Origin of the sequence: Streptomyces sp. NBC_01190 (assembly GCF_045039895.1) — a bacterium.
GTDB lineage: Bacteria > Actinomycetota > Actinomycetes > Streptomycetales > Streptomycetaceae > Actinacidiphila.
On sequence record NZ_CP108580.1, the window covers coordinates 4,005,067 to 4,025,690 of the forward strand.

Annotated in this window: 15 protein-coding genes and 1 pseudogene; 8 read left to right on the forward strand and 8 right to left on the reverse strand. The window is 69.9% G+C overall.

The window, feature by feature from the left end:
* Positions 1-144: 144 nt before the first annotated feature.
* Entirely contained in the window at positions 145-1,506 is a 1,362-nt protein-coding gene (locus tag OG519_RS16680) for a serine hydrolase domain-containing protein (RefSeq protein WP_405584090.1), read from the reverse strand.
* A 372-nt stretch (positions 1,507-1,878) separates the two neighbouring features.
* Here OG519_RS16680 and OG519_RS16685 point away from each other — a divergent pair, with 372 nt between their 5' ends.
* The 3 genes from OG519_RS16685 (at position 1,879) to OG519_RS16695 (ending at position 6,747) form a co-directional block, all read left to right on the forward strand.
* Positions 1,879-5,229: a discoidin domain-containing protein gene (locus tag OG519_RS16685; RefSeq protein WP_405584093.1), complete on the forward strand. Its 3,351-nt coding sequence runs from the start codon at positions 1,879-1,881 to the stop codon at positions 5,227-5,229.
* 279 nt (positions 5,230-5,508) lie between these two features.
* Entirely contained in the window at positions 5,509-6,348 is an 840-nt protein-coding gene (locus tag OG519_RS16690) for a TNT domain-containing protein (protein WP_405584095.1), read from the forward strand.
* Positions 6,349-6,375: 27 nt separating this feature from the next.
* On the forward strand, positions 6,376-6,747 hold the full coding sequence (locus OG519_RS16695) for a hypothetical protein (protein ID WP_405584098.1): 372 nt from the start codon (positions 6,376-6,378) through the stop codon (positions 6,745-6,747).
* A gap of 136 nt (positions 6,748-6,883) precedes the next feature.
* Here the strand turns inward: OG519_RS16695 and dnaB are convergent, their stop codons facing one another.
* Positions 6,884-8,350, reverse strand: coding sequence for a replicative DNA helicase (gene dnaB / locus OG519_RS16700; protein ID WP_405584101.1), 1,467 nt, complete (start codon positions 8,348-8,350; stop codon positions 6,884-6,886).
* A 468-nt stretch (positions 8,351-8,818) separates the two neighbouring features.
* Between dnaB and OG519_RS16705 the strand changes: the two genes are divergently transcribed.
* On the forward strand, positions 8,819-10,207 hold the full coding sequence (locus tag OG519_RS16705) for an MATE family efflux transporter (RefSeq protein WP_405592775.1): 1,389 nt from the start codon (positions 8,819-8,821) through the stop codon (positions 10,205-10,207).
* A gap of 172 nt (positions 10,208-10,379) precedes the next feature.
* Here the strand turns inward: OG519_RS16705 and rplI are convergent, their stop codons facing one another.
* From rplI to rpsF, 4 genes are all read right to left on the reverse strand, one after another.
* Entirely contained in the window at positions 10,380-10,829 is a 450-nt protein-coding gene (gene rplI / locus OG519_RS16710) for a 50S ribosomal protein L9 (protein WP_405584103.1), read from the reverse strand.
* A gap of 17 nt (positions 10,830-10,846) precedes the next feature.
* The gene (gene rpsR / locus OG519_RS16715) at positions 10,847-11,083 is read right to left on the reverse strand and encodes a 30S ribosomal protein S18 (RefSeq protein ID WP_031512678.1); all 237 of its coding nucleotides are present in this window, start codon (positions 11,081-11,083) and stop codon (positions 10,847-10,849) included.
* 41 nt (positions 11,084-11,124) lie between these two features.
* Positions 11,125-11,727 carry a single-stranded DNA-binding protein gene (locus OG519_RS16720; protein WP_405584107.1) on the reverse strand — a complete coding sequence of 201 codons (603 nt, stop codon included), beginning with the start codon at positions 11,725-11,727 and terminating at the stop codon, positions 11,125-11,127.
* A 127-nt stretch (positions 11,728-11,854) separates the two neighbouring features.
* A complete protein-coding gene (rpsF, locus tag OG519_RS16725) occupies positions 11,855-12,145 on the reverse strand; it encodes a 30S ribosomal protein S6 (protein WP_329134108.1) in 291 nt (96 codons plus the stop codon).
* Positions 12,146-12,542: 397 nt separating this feature from the next.
* Here rpsF and OG519_RS16730 point away from each other — a divergent pair.
* From OG519_RS16730 to OG519_RS16740, 3 genes and pseudogenes are all read left to right on the forward strand, one after another.
* A pseudogene (locus tag OG519_RS16730) lies at positions 12,543-12,803 on the forward strand (hypothetical protein); the annotation flags it as partial.
* Positions 12,804-13,011: 208 nt separating this feature from the next.
* Positions 13,012-14,133, forward strand: a complete 1,122-nt coding sequence (locus OG519_RS16735; protein ID WP_405584110.1) for a lipid II:glycine glycyltransferase FemX — start codon at positions 13,012-13,014, stop codon at positions 14,131-14,133.
* 36 nt (positions 14,134-14,169) lie between these two features.
* Entirely contained in the window at positions 14,170-15,210 is a 1,041-nt protein-coding gene (locus OG519_RS16740; protein ID WP_405584113.1) for an alanine racemase, read from the forward strand.
* Positions 15,211-15,226: 16 nt separating this feature from the next.
* Here the strand turns inward: OG519_RS16740 and OG519_RS16745 are convergent, their stop codons facing one another.
* Positions 15,227-16,678 (reverse strand): glycosyltransferase family 87 protein, encoded by a 1,452-nt coding sequence (locus tag OG519_RS16745; protein ID WP_405584116.1) that lies wholly within the window; start codon positions 16,676-16,678, stop codon positions 15,227-15,229.
* 58 nt (positions 16,679-16,736) lie between these two features.
* Positions 16,737-19,421, reverse strand: a complete 2,685-nt coding sequence (locus OG519_RS16750; protein ID WP_405584119.1) for a transglycosylase domain-containing protein — start codon at positions 19,419-19,421, stop codon at positions 16,737-16,739.
* A gap of 559 nt (positions 19,422-19,980) precedes the next feature.
* On the opposite strand from OG519_RS16750, the gene OG519_RS16755 reads away from it, so the two are divergent.
* Positions 19,981-20,622, forward strand: a complete 642-nt coding sequence (locus tag OG519_RS16755; protein WP_405584121.1) for a helix-turn-helix transcriptional regulator — start codon at positions 19,981-19,983, stop codon at positions 20,620-20,622.
* Positions 20,623-20,624 lie beyond the last annotated feature (2 nt).

Genomic DNA, 20,624 nt, shown 5'->3' on the forward strand with positions numbered 1-20,624 from the left:
GAATAGCCCGAAGGACCTCCGTCCGGTGCGCAGGTTCGCGTACTATCCGTCGCGCGTGCGCATTGTTCCACGTGGAACACGCAGCGTGATCGCCCCGCGGGTGGGCCGGCGGCGGGTCAGCGGTCCGGCCAGCCCGTCAGCCCGTCAGCGGTCCGGCCAGCCCGGAAATCCCCCGGGCAGTGGAGCCGCCGCATCGTAGGGTTCCCGGGTGAACACGAAGGAGCCCAGGTCGAGATGGCTGACCGAGCCGTCCTCCCGGCGCACCGCCCGCAGCGTCTCGCCCGCGAAGTATCCCTCGCGACCGGTCCAGGTACCGCCGTGTTCCACGTGGAACTGTGATCCCCGACCGGCGCCGTTCAGCGGGCCGAGCCGCAGCTCGCCGCCCGATCGGAGCCGGAGCGCGAAGGGGGTCGTCCCCCAGTGCCAGATTCCGGCCAGGTCCAGCACCGCGGGATCGAGGGCATCGGCGGGACGCCAGGGCGTGGGGAACCCGGGCTCGGCAGCCGCGGTGATGGCCAGCAGATCGGCGGCGATCTCGCTCACGGCGGGGCCCGATGTGCAGTTGGCCAGCGCCAGCGCGCCCACCCCGTCCTCGACGCTCACCCACAGCGCGGCCAGGAAGCCCGGCATCGATCCGGTGTGACCGGCGAGCGAGCGGCCGTCCCGCTGCCACAACTGCAAACCGAGGCCGTAGCCGCCGTCCGGGTCGGTGGCCTCGGGCGGCGCGGCCGGCAGCCGTATCGCCTCCACGGTGGCCGGTGCGAGGACCCGCTCGTCGCCGGCGGCGAGGAAGGCGGCCCACCGCGCCAGATCCTCGGCGGTGGACCACAACTGGCCGGCCGGCGCCATCCGCCCGGTTTCCACGACGGTCTCGGGGCGCATCACATCGGCCCACGGATGGACGGCGAAACCGCCGGCGGCCGGTGCCCGCGGCAGCGGTGTCGTACGGCGCATACCCAGCGGTTCGAGCACCTCGGCGCGCAGTACGTCGTCCCACGGCCTGCCCCGCAGCCGCTCCACCACGGCGCCGAGCAGGGCGAACCCGGGATTGGAGTAGTGGTAGCGGCTTCCCGCGCGATGCTTGACCGGCGCCGGACCCAGGAGGTCGGCCACCTCGGGCCGCAGCTCCCCCGGGGTGCGTTCCCACCACGGGCCCGGGGTCTCGGAGGCCAACCCCGAGGTGTGGCTGAGCAGTTGCCCGATCGTCAGCGCGCCGACCGCCTCGTCCACGTCGACGGAGGGGGGCAGGTGCCGGGCCAGCGGGTCGCCGAGCGCCAGCAGCCCCTCGTCCCGCAGCCGCAGCACCAGGACGGCCACAAAGGTCTTGGTCAGCGAGCCGATCCGGTACTGCGTGTCCGCGTCCGGCGCGTGCCCCTCGATCATGCTGCTCGACCCGGTCCACACCAGCCGGCCGTCCCGTACCACCGCGCCGACGAGCGAGGGGGTGCGGCCTTCGGACTGGCCCACCGCGATCCGGTGCGCCAGCGCGCGCCGGGTGGCCGGCAACAGCTCCTCTGCGAGCGGGACTTCGGCCGCGTCCGGCGGAATCGGGCGGGACGAAAGCGGTGAAGCGGGTGGAACGGGCCCTGACTCGGCGGTCACGCGTCGTACACCTCTCGATCGGCGGTTCCTTCTCGGCCGCCACGGCTCGGCGCGGCCGCCACGACCGTATCCCGGGCACCGGAAAATCCCACCGCCCACTGCTGGTTGAAAGTGTTGACACCACTTGGGGGCGGGCGTAGACATCCCCTCGGCCAGAGAGCGCTCTCAGTCCAGGGTGCCCGGCGGCCACCGCTTCACCGCAACAGCCGCGGCGCACCTGTCGCGGTATCGGTTCCCCCACCTCTATGAGCCGGATCCCGACCTGTAGGAGCACACATGAGGGTCACCCCACTTGGGCTCTCCATCGTCCGTAAACGTTTCCGATCTCCCCAGGGCATCGTGCTGCTCGCCCTGGTACTGATCGCCTCGGCGTATCTCTCGCTGATGCCGACCTCCTCGCACGCCGCGACCCCGGTCCTGCTCTCGCAGGGCAAGCCGGCCACCGCGTCCTCCGTCCAGGACGCCTTCACCGCGAGCGCCGCGGTGGACGGCAACACCGGTACCCGGTGGTCGAGCACCGCGTCCGACCCCCAGTGGCTCCAGGTCGACCTCGGGTCGAGCCAGTCGATCACCCAGGTGGTCCTCAACTGGGAGACGGCCTACGGCACGGCGTTCAAGATCCAGACCTCCGCCGACGCCGCCACCTGGACGGACATCTACAGCACGACCACCGGCACCGGCGGCATCCAGACCCTCAATGTCTCCGGCACGGGTCGTTACGTCCGTTTCTACGGAACCCAGCGGGCCACCCAGTGGGGCTACTCGCTCTGGGAGTTCCAGGTCTACGGCGGCTCCGGCGGCGGTACCACGCCAACCACCTGCGCCACCACCACCGCGGCGCTCGGCAAGCCCGCCACCGCGTCCTCGACGGAGAACGCCGGCACCCCCGCGTCGGCGGCCTTCGACGGCAACGCCGGCACCCGGTGGTCGAGCACGGCGTCCGACCCACAGTGGGTCCAGGTGGACCTCGGCTCCTCACAGACCCTGTGCGGCGCCCAGTTGACCTGGGAGACCGCGTACGCGAAGGCGTACCAGATCCAGGTCTCGGACAACGGTTCCACGTGGAACACCGTCTACTCGACCACCATCGGCCCGGGCGGCGTGGAGAACCTCTCCTTCAACGCCACCGGCCGCTATGTGCGGATGTACGGCACGGCACGGGCCACCGCGTATGGCTACTCGCTCTGGGAGTTCACCGTGCTGACCCCGGGCGGCACCAGCACCTCGCCCCCGCCCGGCGGCGGCAACGGAAGCTGCCCGTGGGTCGGTTCGACCGCGCCGGTCGCCACCCGTGTCTCGCAGGTCATGGCCCAGATGACCACCGCGCAGAAGGTCTCGATCCTGCACGGCAACAACAGCGCCACACCGTACATCGGCAACATCACCGGCATCCCCTCCCTGTGCATCCCCAACATCGGCCTCCAGGACGGCCCGGCCGGTGTGGGTGACGGCGTCGGCGGGGTCACCCAGATGCCCTCGGGCAACGCGTCGGCGGCCACCTTCGACGACACGCTGGAGCAGCAGTACGGCGCGGCGATCGGCGCCGAGTTCGCCGGCAAGGGCGTCCAGGTGGCGCTCGGCCCGACGCTGAACATCGTGCGGGACCCGCGCTGGGGCCGCTCCTTCGAGAGCTTCAGCGAGGACCCCTACCTCAACGGCCGGCTGGCCGCCGCGGACATCCGGGGCATCCAGAGCCAAGGGGTGATGGCCGAGATGAAGCATGTGGCCGTCTACAACATCGAGAACCCCGCGGGCACGGTCATCGTCGACAAGCGGACGATGCAGGAGCTCTACCTGCCGGCCTTCCAGGCCGCGATCCAGCAGGGCTCACCGGCCGCGGCGATGTGCGCGTACAGCATCGTCAACAGCGTGCCGGCCTGCCAGAACCCGGATCTGCTCAACACCGGCCTCTACCAGCAGGCGAACTTCGGCGGCTTCGTCACCAGCGACTGGGGCGGCACCCACTCCACGGTCGAGTCGGCCAACGCGGGTCTGACGGTGGAGATGCCCAACGGATACTTCTACGCCGACTTCCTCGCCCAGGCGGTGGCCAACGGCACGGTCAGCCAGACCACGCTCAACACCATGGTGAGCCGGCTGCTGACCCAGTTCTTCGCCTTCGGCCTCTTCGACAAGGCGTCCAGCGGTTCGCACGACGCCACCGTCACCACTCCGGCCCATGTCCAGGTGGCCCTCCAGGGGGCCGAAGAGGGCACGGTGCTGCTGAAGAACAACGGCATCCTGCCGCTGTCCACCGCCACCACCCACTCGATCGCGGTGATCGGCTGGGACGGCGGCGCGGGTGTGCAGTCCATCGGCGGCGGTAGCGCCACCGTGACCAGTTCGGGAACGGTGTGGCCGATCACCGGCATCCAGAACCGGGTGGCGGGCACCGGCACCACCGTGCAGTACAACGACGCCACCAACCTGAGTTCCGCGGTCACCCTGGCCCGCGGCTCCGATGTGGCGATCGTCTTCGCCAGCGACAACTACGGCAACGAGGAGCACGACACCACCACGCTGGACCTGCCCAACAACGGCGGCAGCACGGTCAGCCAGAACGACATGATCGCCCAGGTGGCGGCGGCCAACCCGCACACCATCGTGGTGCTCAACAACAACTCGGCGATCAACATGCCGTGGCTCAACTCGGTCGCGGGCGTCTTCGAGGGCTTCTACCCGGGCCAGCAGATCGGCACGGCGATGGCGGCGCTGATCTTCGGAGACGTCAACCCGTCCGGCAAGCTGCCCGTCACCTTCCCGAAGTCGCTGGCCGACGTGCCGGCCAACACCCCCGCCCAGTGGCCGGGCACCAACGGCCAGGTCCAGTACAGCGAGGGGCTGAACGTCGGCTACAAGTGGTACGACGCGAAGAACATCACGCCGCTCTTCCCGTTCGGCTTCGGGCTCTCGTACACCACCTTCGGCTTCAGCAACCTCCAGGTGGGGGCGCTCTCCGGGGGCAACGCCACGGTCCATGTCACGGTGACCAACACCGGGTCGCGGGCCGGCACGGATGTCGCCCAGCTCTACGTCGGCGATCCGGCGGCCACGGGTGAGCCGGTCCACCAGCTCAGGGGCTACCAGCGCGTCACGCTCAACCCGGGGCAGGCGCAGACGCTGACCTTCACGGTCAGCACGCACGACCTGGCGTACTGGAACACCGGCACCAGCAACTGGACCACCGCGGCCGGCACCTACCAGATCCTGGCCGGCGACTCCTCGCGGAACCTGCCGGTGACCGGGACGCTTACCGTGCCGACCACCGTCAACGCGGCCGCGGAGGTCGCGGGGGCGGCTACTCCGAAGGCGGCCGGCCAGCCCGCTGCGAAGGCGGCCGGCCGGGCAACCGGTCAGGCGGCCGGAGCGGCCACCGCGCCGCTGTCGCTGCCCAACCCATACGGCATGAGCAGCCTGCTCCACTCCGCCGTGGACTGGACCTTCGACCCGAACGCGGCCGGCCTCAGCTACACGGCCACCGGTCTGCCGCCCGGCATCACCTTCAGCCCCGCCGGGCACTTCGCCGGCGCGGCCACCAAGTCGGGCACATACACCGTGACCGTCACCGGCAAGAACGCCACCGGCTCCACCGGGGCGGTCACCTTCGTCTGGACCACGACCTCCTGACCCCGGCTCTCCCCCATCCCTCGGTGCCCCCGGCCTCATCCAGGCCGGGGGCACCCCCATATACGGGGCGGCGGGCGGGCGCGGCCACCGGGCGGGTGGGTCACGGGGCCACCGGCCGTCGGTCGGTCACCGGCCGCAGGGCTCAACGAGTGACCTGTGCACCTGGTCGGACGAACCGCGATTGCCCCTCTTCCGCTGATAGGTCTGTGATGAGAGAGGGTGTCACCTGATGCCCCGTAGGACCGTCTTCCGCGGAGGTACTCAGTGAGATCCCGTCGGTTGTCCGCTGCCCTGGCCCTGACCGCTGGGCTGGCCGGCTCCCTGCTCGTCGGTACGCCCACGTCCTCCGCCGTGGCGGCGGGGGCATCCGCCTCGGACCGCCTGTCCACCACCGCGACCGCCCCCGTGTCGACCTCGGCGGGTGTCCGGCCGAAGGATGCCAAGGACACCAAGGACGCCAAGGCCCCGCAGGACACCACGGTCGCCGTAGGCATCAAGGACGGGGGCCGCGACGACTCGCGGTGCCTGGGGCTGGTGCCCTCGCCCTATCCCTTCGCCCAGACATCCTTCGTGTGCAACGACTGGCGGTTCGGCCCGGCCGTGCTGCCGCACACCGGAATCCTGGGCGGCATCCTCGACGGCTACGACCGGTTCGGCCCGGGCACCCCGGTGGAGTTCCTCAACCACTACTGGGACCCCGCCGCCGACCTGGGCCGGGGCAACTGGAAGTTCCCGAGCGACGACGGCTTCTCGCACGACACCACGGGCCAGGCCATCGCCGCGCCCCTCACCCTCCACCCCGGCGAACTGCTCGACCGCTTCGGCAACGAGTTCGGCAGCTTCCTCGCACCGGCGGGCGCGAAGTACGGCGCGCGCTCCATCCCGCCGAGCAACCTCAACACCGAGGACCCGCGCTACCCGTACAACTACCACCTCTTCCGGGTGAAGACCGACACGGTGGTGTGCGCGGGTCCGGTGGCACCCTTCTTCGATCAGCCGGGCCAGGGGGTGCAGTACGTGACCTCGGTGACGCCCGGCAGCAGCTACTGCCCGACTGTGCAGACGGGCAAGACGGTGAGCTCCCTGGTACGTAGTGGCAACCTTGAGCGCGCCAACTGATTCCTCCCGGCACACGGGGGTCGGTGCATGAACCGTCACCAACTGGACGAGGAGCTGCGGGCGGCCGGGGTGCCGGCCGCCCGGTACGAGATCGCCGACCGGCCGGGCGGCCCCTGGCCGACGGACCGTCTCTACCTCGAAGAGGCGGGTGGGGGGTGGGTGGTCGGCGTCCAGGAGCGTGGTGTCCGACGCATCCTGGAGCGGTTCCCCGACGAGGATCGCGCCTGCCGCGGCCTCTACGCGCTGCTCACCTACCATTGGCCGCCGCCCGCGCCGCTCACCTCCGAGGAGACCCGGGAACTGCTGGACGGCGAGGGCGTGCGCCGCCGCGCCCAGGAGCGGCTGGCGCGGGCACTGGAGTCCGCCCGGCGTCCACCGCGCGACGAGCCCGGGGATTGACCAGTCCCGACAGCCGTCACCAGCCTCGGCCTTGAGTGCGCCTAAGTCCACCGACTTGGCCCGGATCCCCGCAGACATCACGGTCGTGACCTCAGACACGAGCGATCCCACCGCCTAGGCGGACGCCGTCGATTCCTCAGGTCTGGGCCATGTCGACGAAGCGGCTGTAGTGGCCCTGGAAGGCGACGGTGATCGTGGCGGTGGGGCCGTTGCGGTGTTTGGCGACGATGAGGTCGGCCTCGCCGGCGCGGGGGGACTCCTTCTCGTACGCGTCCTCGCGGTGCAGCAGGATCACCATGTCGGCGTCCTGCTCGATGGAGCCGGACTCGCGGAGGTCGGAGACCATCGGCTTCTTGTCGGTGCGCTGTTCGGGACCGCGGTTGAGCTGGCTGAGGGCGATCACCGGGACCTCGAGCTCCTTGGCGAGGAGCTTGAGGTTACGGGACATGTCGGAGACCTCCTGCTGGCGGCTCTCCGGGCGCCGGGAGCCGCCGGACTGCATGAGCTGGAGGTAGTCGATGACGACCAGGCGCAGGTCGTTGCGCTGCTTGAGGCGGCGGCACTTGGCGCGGATCTCCATCATCGACAGGTTCGGGGAGTCGTCGATGTAGAGGGGCGCCTCGGTGACGTCGGACATCCGTCGGGCCACCTTGGTCCAGTCGTCGTCCGTCATGGTGCCGGAGCGCATGTGGTGCAGGGCGACGCGGGCCTCGGCGGAGAGCAGGCGCATGGCGATCTCGTTGCGCCCCATCTCCAGCGAGAAGATGACGCTGGGCATCTTGTTGGCGATCGAGCAGGTGCGGGCGAAGTCCAGCGCCAGCGTCGACTTGCCCATCGCGGGGCGGGCCGCGATGACGATCATCTGACCGGGGTGCAGCCCGTTGGTGAGCGAGTCCAGGTCGGTGAAGCCGGTCGGGACGCCGGACATCTGGCCGCTGCGCGAGCCGATCGCCTCGATCTCGTCGAGCGCGCCCTCCATGATGTCGCCGAGCGGCAGATAGTCCTCGGACGTGCGCTGCTCGGTGACCGCGTAGATCTCCGCCTGCGCGTTGTTGACGATGTCGTCGACGTCGCCGTCGGCCGCGTACCCCATCTGGGTGATGCGGGTGCCGGCCTCCACCAGCCGCCGCAGCACCGCCCGTTCGTGGACGATCTCCGCGTAGTACTCGGCGTTGGCGGCGGTGGGCACCGCGTTGACGAGGGTGTGCAGATAGGGGGTGCCGCCGACCCGGGCGATCTCACCGCGCTTGGTGAGTTCGGCCGCGGTGGTGATGGGGTCGGCCGGCTCGCCCTTGGCGTAGAGGTCGAGGATCGCGTTGTAGATGGTCTCGTGCGCGGGGCGGTAGAAGTCGGCGCCCTTGAGCACCTCCACCACGTCGGCGATGGCGTCCTTGGAGAGCAGCATGCCGCCGAGCACGGACTGTTCGGCGTCGAGGTCCTGCGGGGGGACCCGCTCGAAGCCGCCGCCGCCCTCGGTGAAGCGGCCGGCGCCCGGCCCGTCGTCGTTCCCGGAGTTCACGGACTTCTTGCGGAAGGGGCTGACGGCCGCGGGCTCGTCGGTCGGGATGTCCCAACGGTCGTCGGAGGGCTCGGGTTGGCTCATCCGGGGTTGGCTCATTCCCGTCACTCCCTCCCCTCCGACCGGTCCTTCCGGACCCCGCGTGCGTGCCACTCTTTCACGGCACGACTGCCACCATCGCGCCACCCGGCTTCGGCTCGTGGGCGCGTCGAGTGCGTCGGGGAGGCTCCACGGTAGGGCCAGTGGGCACCCTGACCAACCCCGTTATCCACAGGGGGTGTGGACAGTCGCCGCATACCTGTGGAGAACTGCCCCGATCCTGTGTACAGCCCTTGGGACAGTGCTGTGGACAAGCTGACAATCAGCCAGCGAAACCCGCCCCGACCTGCCCTTTCCTCATCCATAGCCTGTGCAGGAGAAAAACTTTTTCGCCCGGATCAAGATCGCCACAAACAACGCGGAGGAGATCACTCTACGCAGTCATCCGTAATAGCCCGACTCCATCTTCACCTCTTACTTGTGGACGATTAAGCTGTGCCTGTGAATCCGGTCGTGGAACCCCCCGAGCAGCAGGACCCGGCGCCCCCGGCGCGCCGCGCGCGATCGGTCCGGCGTCGCCACGACCGGGAAATCGTCGCCCTCGCGCTGCCCGCCTTCGGCGCCCTGGTGGCCGAACCGCTCTTCGTCATGGTGGACAGCGCGGTTGTCGGCCACCTCGGCACCCCGCAACTCGCCGGACTCGGCGTCGCCGCCGCCCTGCTCACCACCGCGGTCAACATCTTCGTCTTCCTCGCCTACGCGACCACCGCCGCGGTCGCCCGCCGGGTCGGCGCCGGCGACCTCCCCGCCGCCCTGCGCCAAGGCGTGGACGGCATCTGGCTCGCCCTGTTGATCGGCGCCGCGGTGATCGCCATCGTGCTGCCGGCCGCCCCCGCCCTGGTCCACCTCTTCGGCGCCTCCGGCACGGCAGCCCCCTACGCCATCACCTATCTGCGGATCAGCGCGCTCGGGATCCCCGCGATGCTGGTCGTGCTGGCGGCCACCGGGGTGCTGCGCGGCCTCCAGGACACCCGTACGCCGCTCGCCGTGGCCGTCGGCGGCTTCACCGTCAACGCGGCGTTCAACGCCACCCTCGTCTACGGCGCCGGGCTCGGCATCGCCGGCTCCGCCTGGGGAACGGTGATCGCCCAGAACGGCATGGCCGCGATCTACCTCACCGTGGTGGTGCGCGGCATCCGCCGCCAGAGCGGCGACGGGGCGGAAAGCGACTGGTGGAGCTTCCTGCGCCCGGACGCCGCCGGGATCAGGGCGTGCGCCAGGGCCGGCGTCCCGCTGCTGGTACGCACCGTGAGCCTGCGCGCGGTGGGACTGATCGCCACCGCCGTCGCCGCCCGGCTCGGCGACCACCAGATCGCCGCCCATCAGATCATCCTCACCGTCTGGTCGCTGCTGGCCTTCGCTCTGGACGCCATCGCCATCGCCGGCCAGGCCATCATCGGGCGCTATCTGGGTGCGGGCGACGGCGAGGGCGCGCGAGCGGCCTGCCGGCGGATGATCGAGTGGGGGGTGGTGTGCGGGGTCGCCCTGGGCGTGCTGGTCGTGGCGGGCCGGCCGCTGATCGGGCCGCTCTTCACCACCGACCCGCAGGTTCGGAACGCGCTGATGTCCGCGCTGCTGGTGGGCGCCCTCGCCCAGCCGGTCTGCGGGGTGGTCTTCGTCCTCGACGGGGTGCTGATGGGCGCGGGCGACGGGCCGTATCTGGCCTGGTCGATGCTGGCGACACTGGCCGTCTTCACCCCGGCGGCCTTCGCCGTGCCCGCCCTCGGCCAGGGCCTGACGGCGCTGTGGTGGGCGATGGCCCTGATGATGGTCAGCCGCCTCGTCGCCCTCACCCTGCGGGCCCGCTCCGGCCGCTGGATCGTCACCGGCGCGGCGCGGTAAGCGGCAGCCGAGCCGAAGACACGCAACCGGCGCATGAACTCCGCTCACACCGCGCGGCCAAAGGAAAAGCAGCGGGCCGGACCCCCGGAAAACGGGACGTCCGACCCTCTGTGTTCCACGTGGAACATCCCGCGCCAATCGCACGAACACGTTCCACGTGGAACAAACCGCGTTACGCGGCCACGACCTCCAGGTCGAGCACAACCGCGACCTCGGGGTGCAGACGCACCGAGACCTTGTGCGCGCCCAGCGTCTTGATCGGCGCGGCGACCTCGACCCGGCGCTTGTCGACCACCGGTCCACCCGCGGCCTTGATCGCCGAAGCGATGTCGGCCGGGGTGATCGAGCCGAAGAGACGGCCGGTGTCGCCCGCCCGGGTGCTCAGCTTGACCTTGACGGACTGGAGCTGAGCCTTGACGGCGTTGGCGTCCTCCAGCGAGTGGATCTCGCGGATACGACGCGCGCGCCGGATCTGCTCGACGTCCTTCTCGCCACCCTTGGTCCACGCGATGGCGAAGCCCCGCGGGATCAGGTAGTTGCGGGCGTAACCCGGCTTGACGTCGACGATGTCGCCGGCGGCACCGAGGCCGCTGACCTCGTTGGTAAGGATGATCTTGGACATGCTGCGGTCACCCTTCCTTATCGAGCGGTCGACGTGTACGGCAGCAGCGCCATCTCACGGCTGTTCTTCACGGCCGTGGCGACGTCACGCTGGTGCTGGGTGCAGTTGCCAGTGACGCGGCGGGCACGGATCTTGCCGCGGTCGGAAATGAACTTCCGCAGCATGTTCGTGTCCTTGTAGTCCACGTACACGGTCTTGTCCTTGCAGAACGCGCAGACCTTCTTCTTCGGCTTGCGCGGAGGCGGCTTCGCCATGGTGATTCTCCTATGCGATCAAGAAGTTGTGGGGTCCGCCCCTAGAAGGGCGGCTCGTCCGAGAAACCGCCGCCGGAGGCACCGGAGCCGCCGCCCCAGCCGCCTCCACCAGCGGCACCGCCACCCTGGCCACCGCCGGCCGGCGCACTGGTCGCCCAGGGATCGTCGGCGGGAGCCCCGCCGCCCTGGCCGCCCCAGGAGCCGCCGCCCTGGCCGCCACCGGCACCGCCACCCTGGCCACCGCCGTAGCCACCCTGCTGACCGCCGCGGCCGCCGCCGCCCGCGGTCTTGGTGACCTTGGCAGTGGCGCTCCGCAGGCTGGCGCCGACCTCGTCGACGTCCAGCTCGTAGACCGTCCGCTTGACGCCTTCACGGTCCTCGTACGACCGCTGCTTCAGGCGGCCCTGGACGATGACGCGCATACCGCGCTGAAGCGACTCCGCGACGTTCTCCGCCGCCTGCCGCCAGACCGAGCAGGTCAGGAACAGGCTCTCGCCGTCCTTCCACTCATTGGTCTGACGGTCGAAGGTGCGGGGAGTGGACGCGACACGGAACTTCGCGACCGCCGCACCCGACGGGGTGAAGCGCAGCTCGGGGTCGTCGACGAGATTGCCGACGACCGTGATGACGGTCTCGCCTGCCATGGGATGACCTCTCGACTGGCTGTGGCTGTGCTGGCTGTGCAGGGGTGTGCAGGCTGTGCCTGTGGTGGTACTGGCTGCCGCTCGGACTCCGGGACCAGCGACTAAGTCACCTGCCGGGGCAGGTGGACTAGTGCAGTTCCGGACGGAGGACCTTGGTCCGCAGCACCGACTCGTTCAGGTTGAGCTGACGGTCGAGCTCCTTGACGACCTCGGGCGAGGCCTTGAGGTCGACCACCGAGTAGATGCCCTCGGGCTTCTTGTTGATCTCATAGGCGAGACGACGACGGCCCCAGGTGTCGACCTTCTCCACGTTGCCGCCGCCATTGCGGACGACGGCGAGGAAGGACTCGATCAGCGGGGAGACAGCGCGCTCCTCGAGATCGGGGTCGAGAATGAGCATGAGCTCGTAGTGACGCATAGGGGAACCCACCTCCTTTGGACTCAGCGGCCACGGCATTTCCGTGGCAGGAGGGTTTGGCTTGCGTCGCAACGGTAGCGCGGACCACCGACAGGGCCGTCCGACGATCCGGCGCCCGTGCCGGCACCCGCGTGGATAACCGGTGCAGACCGTACAGACTACCCGGGCTCGCCCCTCCGGTTGAAATCCGGTCCCTTATGCCCCCAATCTGTACATATCGGGTGCGGCTGATGGCATCCCCGCCGCCGCTCCGCCACGGAGGTGCGCCATGACCCAGCACGCGGCCCGTAAACCCCGGCAATCCCAGCAGGACCAGCGAGACCCTCAAGCCCGGCAAGGCCCGGAAAACCCGCCCGCCCGGCAGGATCGCGGCCAGGACCGGCTCCACCGCCTCACCTTCAACACCGACGGCCGGCCCCACCCGCTCCAGAACACACTGATGGCGCTGAGTTTCGTGCTCGGGGTGATCGCCGTCTGCACGGCGGGCTTCTTCAGCCTGCACATCACCACGGCCTGGACCGGCGTGGCCGGGGTCCTCGCCGGCGGACTCGGTCTCTTCCTCTCGGAGACCACGGCGGGCCGGTTCGGGCTGATCATCGCCCTGGGCCTGTCGGGCGTCGGCTTCTACCTGGGCGTGTCCCGCGGCGGCCTGGTGTAGCGCCCGCCCCAGCCGGCTGCCCGCCCCGGCTACCCGCTCCAGCCACCCACCTCGGCCAGGCCCCCGCTCCAGCCACCCGCCTCAGCCAGGCCTCCGACCAGGTGCCCCCGGCCAGGCAGCCCCGGCCGGGTAGTAGTGGCGGCGCTTCGCCCTCACAGTAGGCTTCGGGCCAGAAAAGCCCGCAGTCTGAGCATGGGGAGCGCCCCGCATGAGCCTGACCCTGAGGACCATCAGCCGCGAGCAGCACCTGGCCTACATCCAGAGCCTGCCGTCGGCGAGCCACTGCCAGGTCCCGGCATGGGCTGATGTGAAGAACGAGTGGCGGTCGGAGAGCCTCGGCTGGTTCGACGAGAAGTCGGGACAGATGGTCGGCGCCGGCCTCGTCCTCTACCGCCAGCTCCCCAAGGTCAAGCGGTATCTGGCGTATCTGCCCGAGGGCCCGGTCATCAACTGGTACGCGCCCAATCTGGACGAATGGCTCCAGCCGATGCTGAGCCACCTGAAGACGCAGGGCGCCTTCACCGTGAAGATGGGCCCGCCGGTCGTCATCCGCCGCTGGGACGCCGTCGCGGTCAAGGCCGGCATCGCCGACCCGGACGTCAAGCGGCTGCGGGACGTCGAGGCGACCTTCATCGAGCCGCGCGCCTTCGAGGTGGCCGAGCGGCTGCGCCGGATGGGCTGGCAGCAGGGCGAGGACGGCGGCGCGGGCTTCGGCGACGTACAGCCGCGCTACGTCTACCAGGTTCCGCTGGAGAACCGCACCCTGGACGACATCCTCAAGAACTTCAACCAGCTCTGGCGCCGGAACATCAAGAAGGCCGAGAAGGCCGGTGTCCAGGTGATCCAGGGCGGCTACGACGATCTGCCGGTCTGGCAGCAGCTCTACGAGATCACCGCCGAGCGCGACCACTTCCGGCCGCGCCCGCTGTCGTACTTCCAGCGGATGTGGACCAGGCTCAACGCCGAGGACCCCAACCGGATGCGGCTCTACCTGGCGGTCCACGAGGGCGAGGCGGTCGCCGCCGCCACCATGCTCACCGTCGGCCGCCACGTCTGGTACTCCTACGGCGCCTCCGCCAACCACAAGCGCGAGGTGCGCCCGTCCAACGCGATGCAGTGGCGGATGCTGCGCGACGCCTACGCGATGGGCGCCAGCGTCTACGACCTGCGCGGCATCAGCGACTCGCTGGACGAGAGCGACCATCTGTTCGGCCTGATCCAGTTCAAGGTGGGCACCGGCGGCCAGGCTGCCGAATACTTGGGCGAGTGGGACTTCCCCCTCAACAAGCTGCTCCACAAGGCACTCGACATCTACATGTCGCGCCGCTGACCGGCCGACTCGCACAAGGAAGGTCCTGACCAGGCCATGGCGCTCACTCTGTACGTCGACACCCACCGCTGGCGTGCCCACCACCAGTCCGTGGTGGACCAGTTCCCCGGCATCGTGCCCGTCTGCAAGGGGAACGGATACGGCTTCGGCCACGAGCGCCTCGCCGACGAGGCGACCCGGCTGCGCGCGGGCATGCTCGCCGTCGGCACGACGTACGAGGCCGCCCGGATCAAGGACTTCTTCGGCGGCGATCTGCTGGTGCTCACCCCGTACCGGCTCGGCGAGGAGCCGGTGCCGCTGCCCGACCGGGCGATCCGCTCGGTCTCCTCGGTGGAGGGGGTGCGCGGACTGGTCGGCGCCCGGGTTGTGGTCGAGGTGATGAGCTCGATGCGGCGGCACGGCGTCTCCGAGGACGACCTGGTGAAGCTGCACACCGCGATCGACGACGTACGGCTCGAGGGCTTCGCCATCCACCTGCCGCTCGACCGTACCGACGGCAGCGACGCGGTGGAGGAGGTCTTCGCCTGGATGGAGCGGCTGCGGGCGGCCCGGCTGCCACTGCACACCATGTTCGTCAGCCACCTCAAGGCGACCGAGCTGGCCACGCTCCAGCAGCAGTTCCCGCAGACCCGGTTCCGGGCCCGTATCGGCACCCTGCTGTGGCTCGGCGACCACGACGCCACCGAGTACCGGGGCGCGGTGCTCGACGTCACCCGGATCGCCAAGGGCGAGCGGTACGGCTACCGGCAGGAGCGGTCCGCGGCCGACGGGCATCTGGTGGTGGTGGCCGGCGGCACCTCGCACGGCGTCGGGCTCGAGGCGCCCAAGGCGCTGCACGGGCTGATGCCGCGGGCCAAGGGCGTGGCGCGGGCCGGGCTGGCCACCGTCAACCGCAATCTGTCGCCGTTCGTGTGGGCGGGCAAGCAGCGGTGGTTCGCCGAGCCGCCGCACATGCAGGTGTCGATCCTCTTCCTGCCCAGCGATGTGGCACCGCCGGCGGTGGGGGACGAGCTGGTGGCGCACCTGCGGCACACCACGACCCAGTTCGACCGGGTCGTGGACCGGCAGCCCGCCTAGGACCGCCGGTCCGCGGTCAGGCGGCGTGCTTCGGCTCGTCCGGCAGCGGGCCGAGCACGAACACGTCCTCCGCGCCGTCCAGCACCCCGCCCGCCGGATCGTCCGCACCGTCGAGCCGCAGCACGTCGTACTCCGGCAGCAGGATGTCGCGAACCACCAGGACGCACAGATAAAGCACGCCCAGCAGGTGCGCGCCGATGGCCAGGTGGTACGCGTCGGCGGTCAGCCCGTGGTGCTTGGTGCCGGTGACGTAGGCGAGCCGCATCCAGATGCCGAGGAAGTACACCACCTCGGCGCCCTGCCAGATCAGCAGGTCCCGCCAGCGCGGCCGGGCCAGCACCGCCAGCGGCAGCAGCCACAGCACGTACTGCGGGGAGTAGACCTTGTTGCTGAGCAGCAGCGCGGCCACCGCGAGGAAGGCGAGCTGGCCGACCCGGGGCCGGCGCGGGGCGTAGAGGGCGAGCCCGGCGATCCCGGCGCACAGCAGCAGCATCACGGCGGTGCCGTACGCGTTCACGCCGGAGAGCGGGTCGCCGGAGCGCTCCATGATGATCAGCCAGAAGGAGCCGTAGTCCGTGTGGCGCTCCTGGCTGAAGGTGTAGAACTGCGCCCAGCCGTCCGGCGCCAGCAGCATCACCGGCAGGTTCACCAGCAGCCAGGCCACCACGGCCCCGCCCAGCGCCCCCGACCACTGGCGCAGCCGGCCGGCCCGCAGGCACAGCACGAAGAGCGCGGCGAGGATCAGCACCGGGTAGAGCTTGGCGGCGGTGGCCAGTCCGATCAGCACACCGGCGGGCACCGCCCGGCCGCGTGACCAGAGCATCATGCCCGCGGCGGCCAGCGCGACCGCGAAGAGGTCCCAGTTGATGGTCGCGGTCAGCGCCAGCGCGGGGGACAGGGCGATCAGCAGGCCGTCCCAGGGGCGCCGCCGGTTGGTCCTGGCCACGCACACCACCAGCACCACCGCGCAGATCATCAGCATCGCGGAGTTGACGATCCAGTAGATCTGCGCGCTGTGCTGCGCGGTACCGTGCGGGGTGAACCAGGACGCGACCTCCATGAAGAGGCCGGTGAGCACCGGGTATTCCAGGTAGTGGATGTCCGGCGAGCCGCTCATCGCGTCGGGGATGCGGTCGAAGTACGGCACCAGGTCGGCGGCGAAGCCGCGCTGGGTGTAGAGGTGCGGGATGTCGGAGTAGCAGGCGTGGATGTACTGCCCGTCGCCGCCATGGAACCAGCCGGCGGAGTAGCAGGACGCCTTCTGCGCCATGCCGAGCGCGAACATGCCGATCGCGATCAGGACCATCACCCGCAGCGGGTTCCACCAGCGGTGGCCGCCGATCCTGGCCCAGCGGCCGGCCGGGCCGCCGACGAGACCGCTGGCCGCGGCGGCCAGCGGGTCCTCATCGGTGGGGCGCACGGGAAGCTCTCGCCGGTCGTCCTCTGCACGGTCGCGCACGCTCGTCATGGCGCCATCCTGCCGTACGCGACGGTGTCCGCGAGAGCCCCCCGTGGCCGTCAAGCCGTCATCCGCCCGTACCCGGGTTGTTGGGTCCGTGGCCCGGGTTTCCCGGATTTCCCGGGTTGGTGGTCGGCGAGCCGCTCGGCGTACCGGTCGGGCTGGTCGGCGGGCTGCTCTGCTGGCACTCCGGGTTCCACGGGAAACACGGCGTGCTGGGCGTGTCCGTGGGGGTGGCCGGGGTGGTCGGCGGCGTCCAGCTCGGGCTCGGCGACGAGGTGGTCGTCGTCGGGCTCGGCGGCGGTGTGGTGGGCGGCGGCGTGGTGGCCGTCGGAGAGGGCGTCGGGCTCGGCACATTGCCCCAGATGACCTCGCCGACGTCACCGGACGGCTTGTCGAAGCCGACCTTCGGCTGGTTGCCGAGCGCCACGTTCATGTAGTCCTTCCAGATCTGCGCGGGGAAGGAATTACCGTGGATCGTCGGTGCGCCGGCCGTCCCGTACATGGACAGGAACGGGTTGGTGATCGCCTTGCCGGTCTTCTTGTCGGTGTGCACCTGGTCGTCGCGGCGGAACATCACGATCGAGGTGGACAACTGCGGCGTGTAGCCGTCGAACCAGGCCGACTTGTTGTCGTCGGTGGTACCGGTCTTGCCGGCCGCGATCCGGCCGCCGTCGAGCTGCGCGGTGGTACCGGTGCCTTTCTTGATCACGTCGGTGAGCATGCCGGTGATGGTGTCCGCGACCTTGGGCTCGAAGGCCGGCGTGGGCTTGAGGTGGCTCTTCGCGCTCCAGATCGCCGTGCCGTCGTGGATCACGGTGGTCACCGAGTAGGGGTTGTTCTGCACCCCGTGGTTGTCGAACGTGGCGTACGCGTCGGCCATCCGGATCGCGCTGGGCGAGGAGGTGCCGATGGAGTAGGTCACGCTGTTCTTGTAGTCGAGCAGACCGTTGTTGCCGTTGGCCACCAGGCCGGCCTTGATCGCGGCCTGGGAGACCAGATCCGTGCCGACGTCCTGGCCGAGCTGGACGTAGGGGGAGTTGAGCGACTTGTCCAACGCGGTGCGCAGGGTGACCTTCGGGAAGTTGTCACCGTCGTCGTTGGGCTGGTGCCATTCGAACGGCTTGTTGTCCTTGTCGTACCCGATCCACGGCTTGCCGGTGTAGTCCTTGATGAGCTGGTTGTCCTTACCGCTGAACCAGCTGTCAGGGGAGACCTTGGTGCGTTCGGCGTCGCTCTGTTCCGGGGGCCCGTCCTTGTCGCGCACGCCGTGGGTCATCGCGGCCGCCAGCACGAAGGGCTTGAAGGTGGATCCCACCTGGGCGCCGGTCTCGTCGGCGTTGTTGGTGAAGTGCTTGGTGGCGTCGGTGCCGCCGTAGATGGCCTCGATCGCCCCGTCGGACGGGTTCACCGAGGCACCGCCGAACTGGACGAACTTGTCGGCGTCCTCGCCCTTGGAGTTCTTGTGGGCGCCGCCGGGCTTGATGTTGGCCGCCCGCACCTTGTTGACCGCCGCCTCCAGTGCGGTCACCTTGCTCTTGTCGAAGGTGGTACGGATCGTGTAGCCGCCCTGGGCGAGCTGGTCGGTGGTGATGATCTTCTTGCTGACCATGTACTGGTTGACCAGGTCGACCATGTAGCCGATCTGCCCGGCCATCTGCGCGTTCTTCTTCGGCGGCAGCGGCATGGGGTACTTGGTCCACTTGGCGCGCTCGGCCGGCGTCATCAGCCCGTCCTTGACCTCGAGGTCGAGGATCGCGTTCCAGCGGAACTGGGAGTTCGCCTTGTTGCTGGCGGGCGTCGCGGCCGGGTCGATGCCGATGTTGCCCGCCGGGTCGTAGTACGTGGGGCCCTTGAGCAGCGCGGCGAGGAAGGCGCACTGGCTCGGGTTGAGCTGCTTCGCGTCGACCCCGTAGTACGTGCGCGCCGCCGCTTGGATGCCGTACGCGCCGCGCCCGAAGTACGAGGTGTTGAGGTAGCCCGCCATGATCTCGGACTTCGACAGGGTCGCGCCGACCTTTATGGAGATGAAGAGTTCCTTGAACTTGCGGCTGAACGTCTGCTGCTGATTGAGCCGTGTGTTCTTGACGTACTGCTGGGTGATGGTCGAACCACCCTGCGTCTCGCCGCCCTTGGCCATGTTCACCACGGCGCGGGCGATGCCCATCGGGTCGACGCCGGAGTCGGTGAGGAACGTCTTGTTCTCACCCGAGATCACCGCGTTCTGCATGGCCTGGGGGATCTGCCCGATGGGGATGATCTGGCGGTTGACCTCACCGCCGGTGGCGATCATCTGCTCGCCGTTGGACCATTCGTAGACGTTGTTCTGCGCCTTCGCCGCGAGGTTCTCGTCCGGGACGCCCACCATGGCGTAGGCGATGCCGATCACCCCGACGACGGCGCCGAAGAAGCCGACGAGGAGCGCGGTGACCTGCCGCCAGGACGGCATCCAGTGGCGCCAACCCTCCTTGCCGAAGCGGGGGTAGTCGATGAAGCGCTTCTTGGCCGGGCGGCGTCCGGGACCGCGGCCGCCGGGGCCGGTGGGTCCGCCGGGTCCGGCCGGACCGCTGCTCGGAGCGCCCTTGCGCCTGCTGCCGCGGCCCTGGGCGGCGCGCCGGGCGGCGGCGCGGCCCTGGTAGGGCACCCCGGCGCCGCCGGGCCGCTCCTCACCGGCCGGTGATCCGGCGGTCGGTGATCCGCCGGCCGGCCGGGCGTCGGAGGCGTGGCCCGCGGACGGTTGCCCGCTCGACACGGGGCCGCCGGCGGCTCGCCGTCCGCCGGACGGCGGAGGCGGCGACGGTGGCCCTCCACGCCTGGCGGCAGCCCGACCGCCGCCGGGGGGCGGCGACGACTGCGGCAGCTTGCGACGGTGCTCGCTCATGAACAGCTACTCCTCGACAGGCGGGATGGCCTGAAGGCAACGATGACATCCGGGTCGGTCCCCCTGAGTGCGACTGTGTCGGGTCGCACCGCACCGAGGACCAAGACGCGGGCGGGCGTCAAGGGGTTCCCGGTGCTTCGCATGCCGAACAGAGTACGCACCGCCAAAAGGCGGTTGGCGCGAACGTTCACCGCATATCGGTCGGTTTACGGTCCACCGGTTCACGGATGTGACGCCGGTCACCACGGGTCGCCTTGCATGATGTCTCGGCCCGTTCTATCGTCACGATGTATCGACTCGATACATCGCGCCGACATCCAGCCAGCACAGTGGGTGTAGGCAGTGCACGACATAGCCGTGCTGGGCACGAACGACAGCGGGCCGCTCGATACACGAACGCGGGAACGAAGGGGACGAAGGAGACGAAGCATTGAGCAAGCGCTCCGGAATCCTGGAATTCGCGATTCTCGGGCTGCTTCGGGCGTCCCCGATGCACGGTTACGAGCTGCGCAAGCGGCTCAACACCTCGCTCGGAGTGTTCCGCGCCTTCAGTTACGGGACTCTGTATCCCTGTCTGAAGACGCTGGTCACCCAGGGGTGGCTGATCGAGGAGTCGGCGCTGGACAGCGATCCGCTGACCACGCCCCTCGCCGGCCGCCGGGCGAAGATCGTCTACCGGCTGACGGCCGCGGGCAAGGAGCACTTCGAAGAGCTGCTCGCCCACTCCGGCCCCGACGCCTGGGAGGACGAACACTTCGCCACGCGTTTCGCCTTCTTCGGCCAGACGTCGAAAGACGTCAGGATGCGTGTCCTGGAAGGGCGGCGCAGCCGGCTGGAGGAGCGCCTGGAGAGAATGCGCGCCTCCTTGGCACGCACCCGCGAACGGCTCGACGACTACACGTTGGAGCTCCAGCGGCACGGCATGGAATCGGTGGAGCGCGAGGTCCGCTGGCTCAACGAGCTGATCGAGACCGAGCGGGCCGGACGCGTCGAGCGGCCGGCCGCCGAGCAGGACCACGACCACAACAACCAAGAGAACGGCGGCCGACCCGGGGACCGGGGAACCGCGTGACG